Origin of the sequence: Mesorhizobium sp. M5C.F.Ca.ET.164.01.1.1 (assembly GCF_004792125.1) — a bacterium.
Lineage (GTDB): Bacteria > Pseudomonadota > Alphaproteobacteria > Rhizobiales > Rhizobiaceae > Mesorhizobium > Mesorhizobium wenxiniae.
In genome coordinates this window covers 1,592,417-1,608,400 of the sequence record NZ_SRTG01000001.1, presented here as the reverse complement: position 1 = coordinate 1,608,400, position 15,984 = coordinate 1,592,417, and the positions used below count along the sequence as shown (strand labels likewise).

The 15,984-nt window shown below is 60.3% G+C and carries 18 protein-coding genes and 1 pseudogene; 12 read left to right on the top strand and 7 right to left on the bottom strand.

Features of this window, described 5'->3' with window-relative positions:
• Window positions 1-14 precede the first annotated feature (14 nt).
• Window positions 15-347: pseudogene (locus tag EN807_RS07875) on the bottom strand (ATP-binding protein); the annotation flags it as partial.
• A 168-nt stretch (window positions 348-515) separates the two neighbouring features.
• Between EN807_RS07875 and EN807_RS07870 the strand changes: the two are divergent.
• Entirely contained in the window at window positions 516-767 is a 252-nt protein-coding gene (locus tag EN807_RS07870) for a hypothetical protein (protein ID WP_065008252.1), read from the top strand.
• 939 nt (window positions 768-1,706) lie between these two features.
• Here EN807_RS07870 and EN807_RS35440 read toward each other — a convergent pair.
• Complete coding sequence (locus EN807_RS35440) at window positions 1,707-2,432, bottom strand: hypothetical protein (protein WP_189522369.1); 726 nt, start codon at window positions 2,430-2,432, stop codon at window positions 1,707-1,709.
• Here EN807_RS35440 and EN807_RS07855 point away from each other — a divergent pair.
• On the top strand, window positions 2,431-2,682 hold the full coding sequence (locus tag EN807_RS07855; RefSeq protein WP_135934505.1) for a hypothetical protein: 252 nt from the start codon (window positions 2,431-2,433) through the stop codon (window positions 2,680-2,682). The two genes, EN807_RS35440 and EN807_RS07855, sit on opposite strands and share 2 nt — an antisense overlap.
• A 58-nt stretch (window positions 2,683-2,740) precedes the next feature.
• On the opposite strand, the gene EN807_RS07850 is transcribed toward EN807_RS07855, so the two are convergent.
• The 5 genes from EN807_RS07850 to EN807_RS07830 form a co-directional block, all read right to left on the bottom strand.
• Window positions 2,741-3,265: a prepilin peptidase gene (locus tag EN807_RS07850; RefSeq protein ID WP_135934504.1), complete on the bottom strand. Its 525-nt coding sequence runs from the start codon at window positions 3,263-3,265 to the stop codon at window positions 2,741-2,743.
• A gap of 9 nt (window positions 3,266-3,274) precedes the next feature.
• Window positions 3,275-3,808, bottom strand: coding sequence for a tetratricopeptide repeat protein (locus EN807_RS07845; RefSeq protein WP_127317294.1), 534 nt, complete (start codon window positions 3,806-3,808; stop codon window positions 3,275-3,277).
• Window positions 3,809-3,875: 67 nt separating this feature from the next.
• Entirely contained in the window at window positions 3,876-4,799 is a 924-nt protein-coding gene (locus EN807_RS07840; protein WP_246684034.1) for a type II secretion system F family protein, read from the bottom strand.
• Between the two features lie 45 nt (window positions 4,800-4,844).
• Entirely contained in the window at window positions 4,845-5,816 is a 972-nt protein-coding gene (locus EN807_RS07835) for a type II secretion system F family protein (protein ID WP_135934502.1), read from the bottom strand.
• On the bottom strand, window positions 5,816-7,201 hold the full coding sequence (locus EN807_RS07830) for a CpaF family protein (RefSeq protein ID WP_127317296.1): 1,386 nt from the start codon (window positions 7,199-7,201) through the stop codon (window positions 5,816-5,818). The genes EN807_RS07835 and EN807_RS07830 overlap by 1 nt, the downstream gene beginning before the upstream one ends.
• A gap of 526 nt (window positions 7,202-7,727) precedes the next feature.
• Here EN807_RS07830 and EN807_RS07825 point away from each other — a divergent pair.
• The 10 genes from EN807_RS07825 (at window position 7,728) to EN807_RS07780 (ending at window position 15,946) form a co-directional block, all read left to right on the top strand.
• Window positions 7,728-7,946, top strand: a complete 219-nt coding sequence (locus tag EN807_RS07825) for a Flp family type IVb pilin (RefSeq protein ID WP_127317297.1) — start codon at window positions 7,728-7,730, stop codon at window positions 7,944-7,946.
• 103 nt (window positions 7,947-8,049) lie between these two features.
• Complete coding sequence (gene cpaB, locus EN807_RS07820) at window positions 8,050-9,090, top strand: Flp pilus assembly protein CpaB (RefSeq protein WP_135934501.1); 1,041 nt, start codon at window positions 8,050-8,052, stop codon at window positions 9,088-9,090.
• A gap of 51 nt (window positions 9,091-9,141) precedes the next feature.
• Window positions 9,142-10,587 carry a type II and III secretion system protein family protein gene (locus tag EN807_RS07815; protein ID WP_135934500.1) on the top strand — a complete coding sequence of 482 codons (1,446 nt, stop codon included), beginning with the start codon at window positions 9,142-9,144 and terminating at the stop codon, window positions 10,585-10,587.
• 4 nt (window positions 10,588-10,591) lie between these two features.
• On the top strand, window positions 10,592-10,858 hold the full coding sequence (locus EN807_RS07810; RefSeq protein ID WP_246684033.1) for a hypothetical protein: 267 nt from the start codon (window positions 10,592-10,594) through the stop codon (window positions 10,856-10,858).
• A gap of 60 nt (window positions 10,859-10,918) precedes the next feature.
• Window positions 10,919-12,454, top strand: a complete 1,536-nt coding sequence (locus EN807_RS07805) for a pilus assembly protein TadG-related protein (protein WP_135934499.1) — start codon at window positions 10,919-10,921, stop codon at window positions 12,452-12,454.
• Window positions 12,454-12,987, top strand: coding sequence for a TadE/TadG family type IV pilus assembly protein (locus EN807_RS07800; protein ID WP_135934498.1), 534 nt, complete (start codon window positions 12,454-12,456; stop codon window positions 12,985-12,987). Before EN807_RS07805 ends, EN807_RS07800 begins: the two co-directional genes overlap by 1 nt.
• 2 nt (window positions 12,988-12,989) lie before the next feature.
• On the top strand, window positions 12,990-13,625 hold the full coding sequence (locus tag EN807_RS07795) for a TadE/TadG family type IV pilus assembly protein (protein WP_135934497.1): 636 nt from the start codon (window positions 12,990-12,992) through the stop codon (window positions 13,623-13,625).
• Complete coding sequence (locus EN807_RS07790; RefSeq protein ID WP_135934496.1) at window positions 13,622-14,785, top strand: AAA family ATPase; 1,164 nt, start codon at window positions 13,622-13,624, stop codon at window positions 14,783-14,785. The genes EN807_RS07795 and EN807_RS07790 overlap by 4 nt, the downstream gene beginning before the upstream one ends.
• Window positions 14,769-15,359: a L,D-transpeptidase gene (locus EN807_RS07785; RefSeq protein ID WP_135934495.1), complete on the top strand. Its 591-nt coding sequence runs from the start codon at window positions 14,769-14,771 to the stop codon at window positions 15,357-15,359. The genes EN807_RS07790 and EN807_RS07785 overlap by 17 nt, the downstream gene beginning before the upstream one ends.
• Entirely contained in the window at window positions 15,356-15,946 is a 591-nt protein-coding gene (locus EN807_RS07780) for a hypothetical protein (protein WP_135934494.1), read from the top strand. Before EN807_RS07785 ends, EN807_RS07780 begins: the two co-directional genes overlap by 4 nt.
• Window positions 15,947-15,984 lie beyond the last annotated feature (38 nt).

The following is a 15,984-nucleotide window of genomic DNA, read 5'->3' as shown; positions in this document are numbered from 1 at the left end:
GAGATGCGGCCTTTCTTGCCGCGGCTGGCTGTCACTTCCTTGCAAGGAGCGGTCGGCTCGATGGTTTTGATGACGTGCTTGACCATGGCGCCGCCGAAATTGCGCTCAGCCACGATCCTGTCGGCCTTCACCTTGTCCGGCGTCTGCGACCAGCGACCATGATATGCATCGACAGCTCGGCGCCCCCAGCAGCCGTCAGGAGATAGCATGCATGTCCGGTCAGCAAGAACGTAAGCGCGACTGTCGATACCCTTGCCAGCCACGATGATGCCAATCTCGTCACCATCATCGCTTTGCCCCTTGGTGCCTGAAGGGTCGACGGCAACCACGACACGCTGCAGATCGGGCTGGCGGCAATGTTAATTTCTTGGCCCTCGGCGGGGGTGCTTCGGCGGATAGCCAGTCCGGCGGACCGCTCGCTCCAACCCGGTTAGGCGCGTGCGTCCTCGGAACGGAGTCGCATCATCGGCGTTACCGGGCCAACCAAACGCTGCCAATGATATGGAGGAACGGGCGTGATCGAGTTGACCGAGAAGGAAAAGCGCTTTCTCAAGCGCGTTGACACCATCACTCACGTTCCCTGGTCGAACAAAGTCACCGCCGCAGATGCCAAAGGCAAGCCAATGCGTATCGCAAGGGCGACGTTTGCCCGATTAAGAGACGACGGCATCATCATCCGATCTACTAGCGACCTGACCTCGAACACCTACGTCATTAATTCTGCACCCGTGACGCCACAAGTCGCGGAAGTGCAGGAAGCGTCCTGATCGGGCGGGATTAACCGTGCGGATCGCCTGATCTCAGCGCCCGATGATCGCGCCGGATTTTGGTTGCGCAGGTCACCGTTTGAGCACTCGCGGGAACAAAGGTCGTTTCCGCCTGTTAGATCACACCTCGAACAACGGGAGACTGCGATGCTCACCAAATCTCTATTAGCCCTTATGCTGGCTACCAGCTTAACTGCAACAGCAGCACCTGCCCTTTCGCAAGTGACGCCAACACCTACACCGCCTGCCGCAGCCGATGATGCTCGCGACGACTTCGACTGGGGTTGGTTGGGCCTTATCGGCCTACTGGGTCTGGCAGGTCTAACAGGCCGCAGGAGGCGGGACGACACTCTCGGTCGGACGAACGTCAGGTAATGAGCTACGGCGTGAGCGCCGAGCGCCGCTCCGCCATCCTCGCCGCCCCTATGTAGCGCTCCGCCTCAGATGTGCGATGCTGAGCACCGCACTGGCGCCTTCTCTGCGTCGCACAGTGCGGCGTTCTACATCCTGCCTGGATGCAGTTCAGCGCACAATGATCACCCTCAAGCGCCATGGCTGGTCCTGGATCGTTGATGCGAAGCGGTGCGCCGTCTGATTGGCGAGGTGAAATTGAATTGCTTCACCAAGCGTCGCAACGTGTCCTCTGACAATCGATAGTCTTTGAACACCTCCAGCGCCTGCTTGACCGTGAAGGCCTCGGTGCCGGGTATATGGAGCGGTCGAAGACGCTCGCCTGTTTCTAGCGCTGTTTGGCAGGGAGACGAACAACGCTCGCTCTCATTCCTCGCGACCTTCTGGCCAGCAACGAAACGCGCTGTTAACGCCGTTCGCGGGTGACAGGATGTAGGCCGCAGTTCGAAAGTGTAGTCTGCATTTCGCTGTGAGCCGCGGAGGCGGAAATGAAATTGCTTCGGATTGCGCTCCTGTGCACGGCCATGATCAGCCTTGGAATGCCGCCCGTTCGAGCTGAGGATCAGCCGGCTCCGCCGAACAGCGAAGCAGCAACAGAGCAGTCGCCAGTTCATTGCGAGGGGCAAAACTGTCTCCCGCCGGCGGATAACCCTGTGCAGGAATGCGCCGGACAAGATTGCATGCCAGCTCCGCCGACTGAACCGGGTCCGGAGATTGAGCAGGTCGAGTGAGCAGCATCAGCGGACGATCTCTCTTTTGGCAGGGATACGGCTCATTGGTTCCCGCGCTTCCGGCCAGCAGCTCACCACTGGCGTTCCAGACTGTGCCAACCAAATCGACGCCTAGGCTGCACGTTCGCGAAAAGCCGGAACCAACGGCGACGACAAGCGGTTTACCAATCGAAGGGACTGTAATGGATGCAGGATAATGGAATTTCTGGATTTGGAATTGGCGAGAGCCCGACAGCGGCTCAGCCGAGCGGAGCTCTCCCTTAGGCGTGCGAATGAAATGCTGGATGAAGACTGCGGTGTCGGCATCAATATTGCGTTGTGCAGCAGGATACGGGCTGCGCAACGTCGCGTGGCCGAGGCCAGATCGCGGTTGATGAAGATCGATCCAACCAGCGCTGATGGTTTTCGCACGGGTTGAACCACCCGCCCGTTGACGCCGCGATAGGTCGGGGTCATGCGGCATTACCTCCTGACCGCTGCCCGTGCCCACTTCGCAAGCAAAGCTCGCGCTGAACAGCGTCATGAAACGCTCGCGGTTCGCGGTTGATGGTATCCCGATCGAACCCGGCACGTTGCGTCTGTCCGCCCAAGGTCGCAACCACCTGCTTCCAGTAGTTCGTCGCAGCGGCGCCGCGCTTGCCCGAAAGCACCTCGGCAACACGTCGGACTTTGCCGACACGCTTCGCCATCGGGAAGGCGATCACCAGACAAGGCGGGTTCCAATCCAGAACTTCGAGCTGCTTTATGCAACCCTCCTCTTGGCTCGCACGTAAGCGCCTAGTTCTTCACCTTCATCGCCTCTGCCCCGCAAGGGTCCAAAGCCGCCCTCCGTCAAACCGATAGTCCGGCTAGAACCATCATGTTGGTATAAATCTGAAACACTATCGTGCAGATCGCTGCGAGCGAGATCGGCACGCCAAACGGCACGACGCCTTTGCGGTCCAGGTGCTGAATGTAGAGGCGGAAAGCGCCTTGCGGCAGCATGAGCGGATTTTTGACGACCATCGCCGTGGCGAGAGCGAAAACCAGCAGCAGCACTGAAAATACGACGAGGCCGCTGCCGCCTATCAGCAACGGCACCACCGCCATCAGCTTGACATCGCCGGCCCCGATCTTGCGCATGGCCCAGAACGGAAAGAGCGCAACAAACAGCAAAAGACCGGCAAGCGCGCTCAGGCCCATGTCCCGCCACGACCCGGATTGCACCGATAGGAGCTGCAGCGAGCCCAAACCCAGGCAAAGCAGCAGCAGCACATTCTGGTTGGATATCTTCTGGGTGGTGAAGTCGAGCCAGGCGATCCTTGCCAGCAAAGGAATGGCTAGTCCCTTCAGCAGCAGCGATGCGGCGAGCAACATGCTGTCGCCTTACCGCTCGAGATTCTTCACGCTCGACGACAGCAGCTGCAGATTGTTGGCCACGGTCGGATCGTTGGGCGCCAGCTCATAAGCCTTGAGGAAATTGCTGCGTGCGTCCTGCAGCTTGCCGCGCAGCAGATAGGAATAGCCGACATTGTTGTAATATTCGGGCGTCCCGCCGACCAGCCGGAAGGCTTGGCGATAGGCGTAGTCGGAGAGGTCGAAGCGGCGGATGCGATCGCTAGAGGCGGCCAGGCCCATCCAGGCACCACCATCATTGGGCGCCAGTTGTGTCGCCTTGTAGAACAAGGCGCCGGCATTGCCGTAATTTTCCGCGCGGAACTGGTTCTTGGCTTCGGCAACGGCCTGGTCCGAGGCATAGTACTCGACGTCGCTGACCGTCTTCAGCCCGTCGAAGGCATCGCCAAATGCCGTCACGTCACCTTTTGAGGGCTCGTTGGTGCGGACGACGCCGCTGGTATCAGCCGTCTGACAGCCGGAAAGCACGATAAGCAGCAAACCGGCTAGGGCTGCGAGGCGCATTGGCCCTATCATTTCGTCCCCCAAAAGAGTTCTCCGACTCTGTATTTCGACCAAAGCACATGATCGTCTAGAAGAAAATGCCCCTCATTCGGATGATCACCGGTAACATGATGACCATCAACACGACCGGGAAGATGCAGAGCCCCAATGGGATCATCATCTTGACCGGCAAAGCATTGGCGCGCTCTTCGGCAATCAGGATTCTCTGGGTGCGCATTTCGTCGCTGTAGACGCGCAAGGCTTCCGTGAGACTAGTGCCAAGTTCTTCCGACTGCCTAAAAAGCACAGCGAGCGCCCGCGCCTCGTCAAGACCAATGCGGTCGGCGAGTTCGCGCAAGGCGTCGCGCAATGGCTTGCCGGCGCGCAACTGCAAAGTCATGATCGAAAGCTGGATGCCGAGCCACCTGTGGGTGCCGGCCAGTTCACCGCTGACACGCTCGACGGCCGCCTCGAGGCTCATTCCTGCGTCGGCGCAGGTTATCATCATGTCCATGAAATCGGGAAAGCCACGACGATAGATCCGCTTTTGTGCCTTCTCGAAGCGATCGAGCAGGACGCTTGGAACCACGATGCAGGCGAGCGCAAACAAAGCAGAGCCGGCAAAAGCTACGAAAGCGGGCAATTCAGGCGGCAGGACGCGTGACAGCAGCGCATAGGCGGCCAGAAAGCCGACACAGACCGCGCCAAGCCGCGACAAGGTGTAAATGAGTGGAGCGCTCGACTGGTAAAAGCCGGCGCGAAAGAGCTTCGCGTCCAAGGCGCTGGGCTCGTCCCGCTCCTTTTCGATCGATCGAAAATATGCATCCACTGGCCGCTGCGCTGCGATCTTGGCCAGCTGCTCCTGTCCAACGAGCGAACGGCGATCGGCAATACCTTCGGCCATCAGGCTTTTTGCGACCAGCTTCCGCGTCTGCAGCGCCGGCAAGAAGACGAGCGCGCCGAACAGAAAAAGTGCCACCGCCGCCACGAAGACGGCAATGGAAACCAACATGCTCAGGTTCTGGACGTTCGAAAACAAGTTACGCTTCGCCCCTGTTCAGAAATCGAAATTGACCATTCGATACATAATGAAATCGCCCAACAGTGCCCACGACCCGAAAATCAGGAACACCGGCAGGATGACCGGATTGTTCCAGACCGTTCCGTAATAGGCTGGGGCAAGTATCTGAAGGATCAGGAACATCGCGACCGGGAACAGTGAGATGATCCATGCCGACACTCGGCCCTCGGACGAAAGCGCCCTGATTTTCATTCGCAATTTCTGCCTCTCGCGCAAAACTGACGCCAAATTGTGTAGAATCTCGGTGAGATTGCCGCCGGTCTTGGCTTGAATTGACAGCGACACCGAAAGCAGATGAAGACCTTCGAAGCCTACGCGTTGTGAAAGCTTGCGCACGGCTTGTTCAATACTGAGTCCAAAGGTGATTTCGTCGGAAACGATGCCGAATTCAGTGCCGAGCGGATCGGGCATTTCGCGGGCGACGAGACCAATCGCCACCGAGGCCGGATGTCCGGCGCGCAGTGAACGAACGATCATGTCCAGCGCATCCGGGAGCTGTTTCGCGAATTTCTGGATTCGCTTGTTGCGGGCGCGCCGAAGAACAAGAAGCGGCAGCACAAATCCGACCACCAGAAAAACGATGAGGGATACGAAGGTCGAGAAACCCAAAAAGATCGACAACAGCGACGCCAATGCCAGGCCAGCGAGCAGGAAGGTCGCGGCGAAAGACAGCGGGTTTCCGGTGATACCGGACTGGGTATAGAGCCTGTTCAGCCCGATCAGGCCAAAGAGAAAGTCGCCCGAATCCGTCAGCCCGCGTTCGCGCAGCAATCCTTGCAAGGTCAGTTCGGCCGGAACGTCATCAACCAGACGCTTCATCCGGCGGTTAATCGTGCTGACTCGCGAGCGGCGCTTGGCAAAGGAAAAATACAGGGCCTCGCCAGCAAGAATCGTCGAGGCGGCCGCGAGCACATAAATGAAGTAGAGCAAAGTCTGGCCGGTGGGCATCAGAGCGCAACCTGCGGATTGAAGGCGTCCTTGGCAAAATGATGGCCCAGGGTCGCCGCCTCCGGGGCAAAGCGTGGACGGACGCCGGTAGCGCGGAAATCGCCGATGATTTTGCCCTCCGGCGTCACCTCCCGGCGGACAAAATGGTAAATCTCCTGAAGCTGGACGACATTGCCCTCCATGCCGGTCAGTTCGGAGATTGAAACGACGCGCCTTCCACCGTCCGAAAGACGCTGCGTCTGCACGATGATGTCGATGGCCGACGCAATCTGCGCTCGGATGGACTCGTGGGTCATCGGCATGCCGGCCATGCCGACCATCTGCTCGAGGCGGGAGATCGCGTCGCGTGGCGTGTTGGCATGGATGGTGGTCATCGAGCCTTCGTGGCCGGTGTTCATCGCCTGCAGCATGTCGAAGGCTTCCTCGCCGCGAACCTCGCCGACGATGATGCGGTCGGGCCGCATGCGCAGCGCGTTCTTCAGCAGTTCGCGCTGACGAACCTCGCCTTTGCCCTCGACATTCGGGGGGCGCGTCTCCAGGCGGCCGACATGCGGCTGCTGCAATTGCAGTTCCGCCGCATCCTCGATGGTGATCAGGCGCTCCTTGGCCGGGATGTAGCTAGACAGCGCATTGAGCAATGTCGTCTTGCCGCTGCCGGTGCCGCCCGAAACCAGGATCGACTTACGCGACTGCACCGCGATCCGCAGGAGGTCGATCATCGGCTGGCGAATCGAATTGAGCGCCATCAGGCGCTCGAGCGAATAGGGATTCTTGGAGAATTTGCGGATCGACACCAGTGGGCCATCCACCGAGACCGGCCGCACCGCGATGTTGACGCGCGAGCCGTCTTCCAGGCGCGCATCCGCCATCGGCGCCGATTCATCGACGCGCCTGCCGATGGCTGAGACGATCTTGTTGATGACGCGCAGAAGGTGCGCCTCGTCGCGGAAGCGGATCGCCGTCTCCTCGATCACGCCGCGCCGCTCGATGAAGACGCGCTTGTGAGTATTGATCAATATGTCGGTGATCGAGTCGTCCTTGAGCAGCGGCTCGATCGGCCCAAGGCCCAGCATCTCGTCGGCTGTCTCACTGGTCAGCCTGTCGAGCTCCCGCGCGTTCAGCGGTACAGCGCGAGCACGAACGAACTCGCGAACGATTGGCCGGATTTCGTTCAGGATCTCGTCCTTCGATGCCGTTTCAAGCGCGGCAAGATTGAACCGGTCGATCAGATGGCGGTGGAGCTCGACCTTGAGCGTCAGGAAATCGTCACCTGCCGCTTCGACGTCGGCTGCCGGGGGAAGTGCCGCAACCGGCAACGTCACGATCGGCTCAACCCTTGGCTCGACCCGCGGTTCGCTTGGCCCCTTGGTGAATCGGCCCAACATGACGCTTCTTCCCCGTTTAATCCCCACGCTGAAACTAAGCGTTAACCACGGATGGCACAAGCGCCAGCTGCGCACCATGCAAATTAATACTTCGGACATAGTTAAGATCAAGCATCAGAAAACGCGACGTTTATTTGGTCAGCGACGCTGTCCTAATGCAACACGGGGGCTCGCCTTTCAATGCAAAGTGCCTTTTTTGCCACAAAGGCGTCATGGAACTCACCTAAGACCTTAGATATAAAGGAATATGCACCATCACTAATGCTGCCCCGCTTCCGCCATATCCACGGTCAAATTGTGAACGAATGGTTAAGGCGGATGAAAAATTCAGCCAAATCAATGCTTTGATTAGTGTTAGAGTGGCAATATTATGGCGCGGCCATGTACATGATAGTTAAGGATCCGTTAATCCCGTTTGACTCCGGTTTTCGCCGGGACTTAGATTCGAGATGACGGGGGATGCTCAGGTATGGATTTCATCCTTGGCTCGTCTCGTCGGGTTCAAACTCCAAAGGGAGAGATTGGCATGAAGAAGCTCATGACGATGACCCGGCAGTTCCGCGACGACGAAAACGGCGCTGCCATGGTCGAATATTCTATCCTTGTCGGCATCATCGCCGCAGCAGCGATACTTGCTATCCTGGCGATCGGCGGTTGGGTGACCGGTCGCTTTACCGGCCTATGCGCCGCGCTGGAAGCATCGCCACTCGGCACCTGCAACGTGGCAACGGGCGTCGGAACCTGATCGCCAGATCACGCTCAGGCCCGGGTCCCATCCGATCCGGGCCTGAGCCCAATCGCGACGGGCGAATTCCCGCACTTTAGGCTTGGGGCTTGGGGCTTGGGCTATGCGCGCTAACACACTTATCATGATCGTTCTTGCGGGCGTGTTCGGCGTCCTGGCGGTGGTGCTCGCCAATGTCTGGCTCGCCAGCCAGCGTAGTGCCATGGCGGAAGCAAACGGAATCCAGCGCGATACGGTTGTGGTGGCAGCGGTGGCGCTGAAATTCGGCGACACACTGTCGGCCGACAAGCTGCGTGAAATCGCCTGGCCTGCAGGTGCCATTCCGGCCGGAGCTTTCAAGACGACGAAAGAGGCGCTGGCTGGCGAAGGCACCAAGCAGGCGCTGCAGGCGATCAGCGCCAACGAGCCTGTTCTCGCCACCAAGATCACCGGTCCCGGCCAGCGTGCCACGCTCTCCGCGGTGCTCGGCGAAGGCATGAAAGCCGTCTCTATCAGGGTCAACGACGTGCTCGGCGTCGCCGGATTTGTCTTTCCCGGCGATCGTGTCGATGTACTTTTAACGCGCACGGCGCGTGGCGAAGGCGGCGCGGATAAGAGCTTTGTCGACGTGCTGCTGCAGAGCATGAAGGTGCTCGCCGTCGATCAGGTTGCCGACGAAAGCACCGACAGCCCGACGGTGGTGAAATCGGTCACGCTCGAGGCCAGCACCAGGGATGCACAGAAGCTTACCTTGGCCGCCGGTGCCGGCCAGCTGTCGCTGGCGCTTCGCCAGGCAGCCGCCAGCGAGGGCGAGTCGACCGAACGCATCACGCTTTCCGACCTGACCGGCGACACGCCGGCCGACGTCGCCGCCAGGGAGGCCGAGCTCGCCAAGCAGGCGATAGCCGAAGCTGAGGCCGCGGCCGAGCGCAAGCGCGCGGACGACAAGATCAATGGGCTGACCCAGGCCGTGGAGCGTGTGGGAAGCAGGCTCGACCTGTTGAGCAGCGCAAAACCTGCTCCGGCACTGGCCTCAGCACCCCAGGTGCAAGAGGTAGTTAAGCAAGTGATCAAATATGTGCAGCCGGAACCACCGGCGCGTGCGACAATCGGCGTTTTCAGGGGTGTGAAGCTCGAATCCTACGACGTGCCGCGACAAAAATAACACCGGCGCATTCGGAAGGGGTTCCGGGTTGGGCAAGGGGGGGTAGTCTAGATGCGTATGTTCCGGGGACCACTGGCGGCTGCTGCGCTGGCCTGTTCGGTGATGCTATTGCCGATCGACCTTGCTGCTCATGCAGCCGACCGAAGGATCGATGTATCGAACCCCAGCGTCCACCGTATTTTCCTGCCCATGTCACAGTCGGTGACGATCCAGGTGAACGCCACGCTGGGCGACATCGTCGTCGGCGACGAGAAGATCGCCGACGCCCAGCCAATGACCGACCGGACGCTCTATGTCATCGGCAAGAGTGCCGGCACCACCACCGTCAACCTCTTTTCCGAGGACAAGCGCTCGCTTGGCGTGATCCAGATCGAGGTCGGCGTCGACGTGAGCGACATGGCGCAAGCGATCCGGCAGGTGGCGCCCAGGGCGCGCATTGATATCGGTTCGGTCAACGGCAAGGTCAGGCTTGGCGGCCATGTCAAGGACGGCGCCACGCTGGCGGCGATCCTGCAGGTTGCCCAGCAATACGGGCCTGACGCGATCATAAATGCAGTGACCGTCGACAACAGCCAGCAGGTAAACCTCGAAGTGCGGGTGCTGGAGGCCAAGCGCAATGCCGGCCGCGATCTTGGCGTCTCAATCAGGAGCACCAACGGCAGCGGCACGACCCGCACCGGAACCGGTATTGCCACCGTCGATGAGGACAATTTGGTTCTTGGACCTGGAGGTCTGATTACCGGCCTTCTTTCGAACAGCAATCCATTCGCGGCGCTGATCACTCGCGTCATCGACAGCAACATCAAGGTCGATTTGATCATCGAGGCGCTCGAGGCCAAGGGTGTTGTGCGCATGCTGGCCGAGCCCAACCTCACCACGCTGTCCGGCGAACCGGCCAGCTTCAATGCCGGCGGCGAAGTTCCTATCCGTAGCGTCGACGGTGATGGCGAGGTCCAGGTCGAGTTCAAGCAATTCGGCGTCAATCTGTTGTTCACGCCGATCGTTCTTGCCGACGACAAGATCAATATCAGGCTGGCGCCGGAAGTCAGCGACCTCACCGGTTTCACCAGCGCCGGCGACCCGATCTTCACCAACCGCAAGCTGTCGACCGTCGTCGAATTGCGCGACGGCCAGAGCTTCGCGGTCGGCGGGCTTCTGTCGAGCAAGAACACCAAGCTACAGAGGCAGGTGCCGTGGCTCGGCCAGGTGCCGATCGTCGGGACCCTGTTCCGGAATTCGAGCAACCAGAAGGAAGAGACCGAACTGGTCGTCATCGTGACGCCGCATATCGTGCGGCCGGTGAAACCAGGCGAACAACTGGCGACGCCGTTCGACAAGACACGGCCCGCCAACGACCCCGAGCTTTTCCTGCTCGGTCAACTGGAAGTGACCAAGGACATGGTTCGCAAATATGAACTGGGCGAAGGTGTCGTTGGCCCCTACGGCCACATGCTCGACCTCAAATCCAAGGACAAGATGCTCTATGTCAAGAAATAGGATCTTGCTCATCCTCTTGTGCGCCGGCTTGCTGACGGGCTGCGCCGACTATCTGAATCGTTACGAAACGATGACCTTGGCCGCAGGCGACACGCAGAAATACAACTCGCTGCTGCAGACGGTCGACCCGCTCAATCCGGCCTCCAAGAACACGACGATCAAAGGCGACGGCGTGCGCGCCGCCGCTGTCGCTGAGAGCTACAGAATTCCACCGCCACCACCGCCGCCGCCAGCCATTACGGTCAATGTCGGCAACACCGGGGTTGAATAGAAGGATGCGAGTTCAGCGTCAGGCAAAGCGACTGGCGTCAGGGGAGCTAAGAGTAAGGCCATGCTGCGGATTGTTCGCGCGTTCTGGCACGATCAGAGGGGAATAGCGCTGATTCTCGTCAGTGTGACGCTGCCGGCGATCATCGGCTTTTCCCTGCTGGCGATCGACATGAGCCGGGTCAACAACCTCCACAACGAGCTTCAGAAGGGCGCTGACGCGTTTGCGCTCGCGGCGGCAGCGGAACTGGACGGAAGCAGCGGTTCCTGGGCGCGGGCCGAACGCGCCATGGCGACGCTCGTAGACAATGAAAGCAACTTCTCCACGGCAGGCAGGTTCACTCTCACCTCCGGTCAGCCGGGAGGCACGCAGCGCTGCAACAGTGCTGGCCACATTTCCTGGTGCTTCCTCAAAGCGATCCCTGCCAACGACGGAACCAAGATCACAACCGCCAATCAGGCCAACTATCTTGCAGATGCCAATCTGGCTGTCGGACAGGCGGAAACACGGTTCATCCAGGTGACAGTCGCTCCCCAAGGGTTTGCCGCGATTTTCCCCGCCTCATTTTTGACATCCGGCGCCAGCGACAGCTTCAATGTCGGGGCAGTCGCGGTAGCGGGCTTCACCTCCGGCGTCTGCGATTTCACGCCGGTGTTCATGTGCAATCCTTATGAGATGGATGAAGACGGAACGAATGACGCCGGCGGCTACACGCTTGAGCAGGCCGTTTCCAATCCGGCCGTCCGTCGCCGGCTTATCGAACTGAGGAAGGTCGGAAATGGGGCTGCGGCCGGTCCGGGCAACTTCGGCTTCCTCGAACCTCCGCCAGATGTCGGAAATGGTGCCCAAGCGCTGGCTCAGACGATCGCAACGTCGACGCCGATCGGCTGCTACAATTCCGCGAACGTAACGACAAAGACCGGTCAGAATGCCGGCCCGGTGCAAGATGCCTTCAACGTTCGTTTCGGGATTAGAGCTAACGGCAACCACTTCGACAGCCCCGAATACGGTCCGGCCGCCAATGTCCGAAAAGGGGCGATACGGACCACAGGCAGCGCCAATCAATGCCCTTCCATGAACCAACTTTCATTCACCGAAGCTGGAACGATGGGCCTTCCGCGCGATGCGACAACCCCGTATCTAGCCGGCAGGATGGGCGACGGAGATTGGAACTTCTCCGGCTATTGGAGCACCAACTTCGGTTCCGCGGCCTATCCGACGTCATGGGACACAACCAAGCCGACGCGCTATGAGGTCTACCGTTACGAGATCTCGAACGGGTTGGTGGGCACCGCGTCGACCGGTGGAGAGATCGGAACGCCGGCCGCAGCTTGCCAACCGCCTGTCACGATAGTTGATCGTCGTTTGCTTTATGGCGCTATCCTGAACTGCAATGCTCTCGAAGCTGCGGGCAACGGCCTGTCCGGCCACAGCACCAATCTGCCGGTCGAGGCCTTCGGCAGTTTCTTCCTCACTGAACCCGTACCGTCAGCATCGGAAGATGCGTCGGTGATGGTCGAACTGGTCGACGTGACCGGGGGTGCCGGCCAGGGTACGCTCGACAATTTCCTTCGTGACGAAGCCCAGCTCTACCGGTGATGGCGATGATCGCAGCGCTGTACCACCATCTCCACAGATTTCGACGCGAGCAATGCGGCACGGCTCTCGTCGAAGTGGCGCTGATCGCGCCGCTGATGCTGATCCTGTCGGCGGGCGTGTTCGAGTTCGGCAATCTGATCCACCAGAAGCTGCTGATGGAGGCCGGCCTGTCTGACGCGGCACGCTTTGCCGCGCGCTGCAATAGCCAGTTGTATACCAAGGCCGGGCTGGCGGCGATCAATTGCGCCGATATCGCCACAAACATCGCGGTGTTCGGCAATGCCGCGGGGACAGGGAGTGCGCGCATCGTCGGCTGGCAGAAGGCGAATGTGACGGTGACCATTGCCGCCTCAGGCTCATGCCATGACGCGGTGGTCGCAGGTGTCACCCTATATCGCGCTACAACTGCACAGGTCTGCATCGTCAGGGCGGCGGGGACGTTGGCCTATAGTGGCATCGGAATGCTGTCTCTGGTCCGCATTGGCCCCATGACGATAAATAGCTCTCACGAGGAGCGGTTGATCCGGTTCTGATCATGATCAGGGGTTTCGCAAAATCGGAAGGCGGCGCGACGACGGTGGAGATGGCCATCGTATCGACACTGCTGTTTGCCCTTGTTCTCGGCTTCGTCGATTTCGGTTACGCCCTCTATCAGTGGAACGCCGCCAACAAGGCCGTGCAGCTCGGCGCACGGCTGGCCTCGATTTCCGATCCGGTTGCCACCGCGCTAGCTACAGCCGCACCGACGACGGCACCGGGCGCCCCGGTGGTTGCTGCCGCTTATGGACCCTTCGCCTGCACATATACCGCCGGCACGGGCGCTTGCAGCAATGGCGGCACATTCAATGCCGCCAACTTCAGCCGTATCTTCCGCGGCGATACGGCAGTCACCAATGACGACGCCTGTGTCCCGCTGGCGACAGACCAGCGGCCGGGGATGTGCCATTTCTTTTCAGGCCTGCGGCGCGACAATGTCGTCATTACCTATTCCGCCACCGGCTTGGGCTATCAGACCCGGCTGGGCGGACCGGTGCCGACAATCACCGTCAGGCTTCAGAACCTGACCTTCCAGTTCTTCTTCCTCGGCGGCCTGCTCGGATACGGAAACCTCACCATGCCCTCGATGCTCAGCACAGTCACGGGCGAAGACCTGAGGAGTACATCGCCATGAACGCCATCAACACCAAGGTTCTCCCGACCAAACGAAAGCAGGTGGCGCTGTTTTCGTCGGATCCGCAGTTCAAGCGTGAGGTGGCGACGCGGCTGGACGCGCTGGCTATCTACGACGTCCGAATTTCCGAGACGGTTGACTTCCTCAATGGTCCGCCCCCCGAGACGCGGCCGGGCATCGTCATCCTCGACCTGGCCAATGGCGAGTTGCTCGGCATGCCCGGCATCGTCGCGGCCCGCGCCTTGTGGGCATCCGTGCCGCTGATCGCGGTCTCCGACGAATTGACTTCCGAGCAGACGCGCATCCTGGTCCGCATGAACGCGTCGGACTGGCTGCACAAGCCGCTCGACGCCAAGGAGCTGCTGAACGCGGTCACTTTCCACGACACCGGCAACCACGGCACTAAGAGCCGCATCATCACTTTCATCAGCGCCAGCGGCGGCGCCGGCGCCACGACGCTCGCTTTGTCGGCGGCGGAATTCCTGGCGTCGAAATCCACCGAACGCGCGGCTTCGACCTGCCTCGTCGACCTCGATTTCCAGAGCGCCAATTGCGGCGCCTACCTCAACCTGTTCAACCAGTTCGACCTGGCCGGCATCATCGGCCAGCCGGAAAGGCTCGATGTCGAACTGATGGACGTCATCAGGCTTTCGCGTCCATCCGGCCTGACCCTCTATTCATTCGAGAGGCCACAACTGCCGTTTGAGCCGCAGGGCGCCAATTTCGTGTTCCGGCTGCTGGACCTCGTCGCCTACCGGTTCGACGACATCGTCATCGACCTGCCGAATATCGAAACCCCCTGGCAGAATTCCGTGCTTTCGACGAGCGACGAGATCTTCATCGTCTTCGAGCTCAACGTCGCCTCGCTGCGGCAAGGCAAGCGGCTCTACACGAAGATCCGCGAGCTGCGCGGCAATGCGGCGAGCATCACGCTGGTCGCCAACAAGCATAAGCGCAAATGGTTCGGCAACCACTTTTCGCACAGCGAACTCGAGAAGATCTTCAAGGCGCCGCACATCAAGTCGGTCAGCCTGGACAATGCGCTGCTGACCGACGCGCTGAACCGAGCCATCCTGCCTTCCGAAGTGGCTGGGCGGGCGCGTTTCAACAAGGACCTGAAGCGGATGTTCAAAGAGCGGCTCGATGACGCAGCCCGGTAGATACCGCATCGTCCCGAGGCTTGCCGGCGCCTGCATCATAGGCCTGGCGTTGGGGATGCCGGCCTGGGAATTCGCCCATGCCCGGTCCGCGCTGTCGGACCGGCCGCCGCTGCCGGCAATGGGGCCCAGCCTGCGCAAGGCGGTTGCTCTCCAAACCGCGGAACGGCCCGGCACGATCATCATCCGCAAGGACGAGAAGGCACTCTATCTGGTGACCCGGCAGGGCGAGGCGCTGCGCTACCAGATCAGTGTCGGGCGCGACGGCTTTGGCTGGACCGGCATCGTCAAGGTCGGAGCGAAAACGGAATGGCCGGAATGGCGCCCGCCTAAGGAAATGCGCGCCCGCCAGCCGGAGCTGCCGGAAATGGTGCCCGCCGGTCCCTACAATCCGCTCGGTGCCAGGGCACTCTATCTGCTGCGGGACGGGCGCGACACGCTCTACCGCATCCACGGCACCAACGATCCCAAGGGCATCGGCTTCGACGGAACATCGGGATGTTTCCGTCTAACCAACACCGATGTGATCGATCTTTTCAAGCGCGTCTCGGTCGGCGCAAGGGTGGTGGTCCAATGACGATGATCAGCGACCCGGATATGCCAGCGATCGACATTGGGCCGGCAACCCACACTGGAGGGCAAGCTGTTGTTGGGAAACCAAGCAATGCAAAGATGATCGGCGTTGTCGCCGTCGGCGCCTTGCTGATCACGGCGGTGAACATAACGGCCGCGGTCTATTTCTACCGCGGCATCAACGATCTGCGCTTTGTCGAACGGCGGCTGGAACAACTCGGATCGTTCGAGCAACGGATCGCAGCCCGGCTTGAGACGGTCAACAACGGCTTTCAAAGCCGGTTTGAAAAACTGGACAGTCAACTGCAGGGCAGCTTCAACGAAGTCAAAGGCAGTATTGCCCGGCTTGAACAGGAGCTGCCCCTGGCCAGTGACGACGACATGTCGAGCATCGCGGAGCCTTCCGTGGTCACGACCAGCACCATGGCGGATGCAGCCACCGATCTCGAAGAACCGACCGAACCCAGTATCGTCGAAGCGCCGCGCCCGCCCAAAAAGAGGATCGCGGCGGCGCTGCCCCCTGCCCCAAACTCGTCCTACCAGCGCATAGTGCAGCCTGACGGCAAGGTCCATTACAAGAAAATCAATTAGAAGCGACAGACATCGAGAGATCGGTTGTGCGCTCAGCT

Coding starts and splice junctions, on each gene's coding strand:
- EN807_RS07790 (WP_135934496.1), top strand. CDS start 13,622: ATGAACGCCATCAACACCAAGGTTCTCCCGACCAAACGAAAGCAGGTG.
- EN807_RS07815 (WP_135934500.1), top strand. CDS start 9,142: ATGCGTATGTTCCGGGGACCACTGGCGGCTGCTGCGCTGGCCTGTTCG.
- EN807_RS07850 (WP_135934504.1), bottom strand. CDS start 3,265: ATGTTGCTCGCCGCATCGCTGCTGCTGAAGGGACTAGCCATTCCTTTG.
- EN807_RS07855 (WP_135934505.1), top strand. CDS start 2,431: ATGAAACGCTCGCGGTTCGCGGTTGATGGTATCCCGATCGAACCCGGC.
- EN807_RS07780 (WP_135934494.1), top strand. CDS start 15,356: ATGACGATGATCAGCGACCCGGATATGCCAGCGATCGACATTGGGCCG.
- EN807_RS07805 (WP_135934499.1), top strand. CDS start 10,919: ATGCTGCGGATTGTTCGCGCGTTCTGGCACGATCAGAGGGGAATAGCG.
- cpaB (WP_135934501.1), top strand. CDS start 8,050: ATGCGCGCTAACACACTTATCATGATCGTTCTTGCGGGCGTGTTCGGC.
- EN807_RS07785 (WP_135934495.1), top strand. CDS start 14,769: ATGACGCAGCCCGGTAGATACCGCATCGTCCCGAGGCTTGCCGGCGCC.
- EN807_RS35440 (WP_189522369.1), bottom strand. CDS start 2,432: ATGACGCTGTTCAGCGCGAGCTTTGCTTGCGAAGTGGGCACGGGCAGC.
- EN807_RS07795 (WP_135934497.1), top strand. CDS start 12,990: ATGATCAGGGGTTTCGCAAAATCGGAAGGCGGCGCGACGACGGTGGAG.
- EN807_RS07825 (WP_127317297.1), top strand. CDS start 7,728: ATGAAGAAGCTCATGACGATGACCCGGCAGTTCCGCGACGACGAAAAC.
- EN807_RS07830 (WP_127317296.1), bottom strand. CDS start 7,201: ATGTTGGGCCGATTCACCAAGGGGCCAAGCGAACCGCGGGTCGAGCCA.
- EN807_RS07845 (WP_127317294.1), bottom strand. CDS start 3,808: ATGCGCCTCGCAGCCCTAGCCGGTTTGCTGCTTATCGTGCTTTCCGGC.
- EN807_RS07840 (WP_246684034.1), bottom strand. CDS start 4,799: ATGTTGGTTTCCATTGCCGTCTTCGTGGCGGCGGTGGCACTTTTTCTG.
- EN807_RS07800 (WP_135934498.1), top strand. CDS start 12,454: ATGGCGATGATCGCAGCGCTGTACCACCATCTCCACAGATTTCGACGC.
- EN807_RS07835 (WP_135934502.1), bottom strand. CDS start 5,816: ATGCCCACCGGCCAGACTTTGCTCTACTTCATTTATGTGCTCGCGGCC.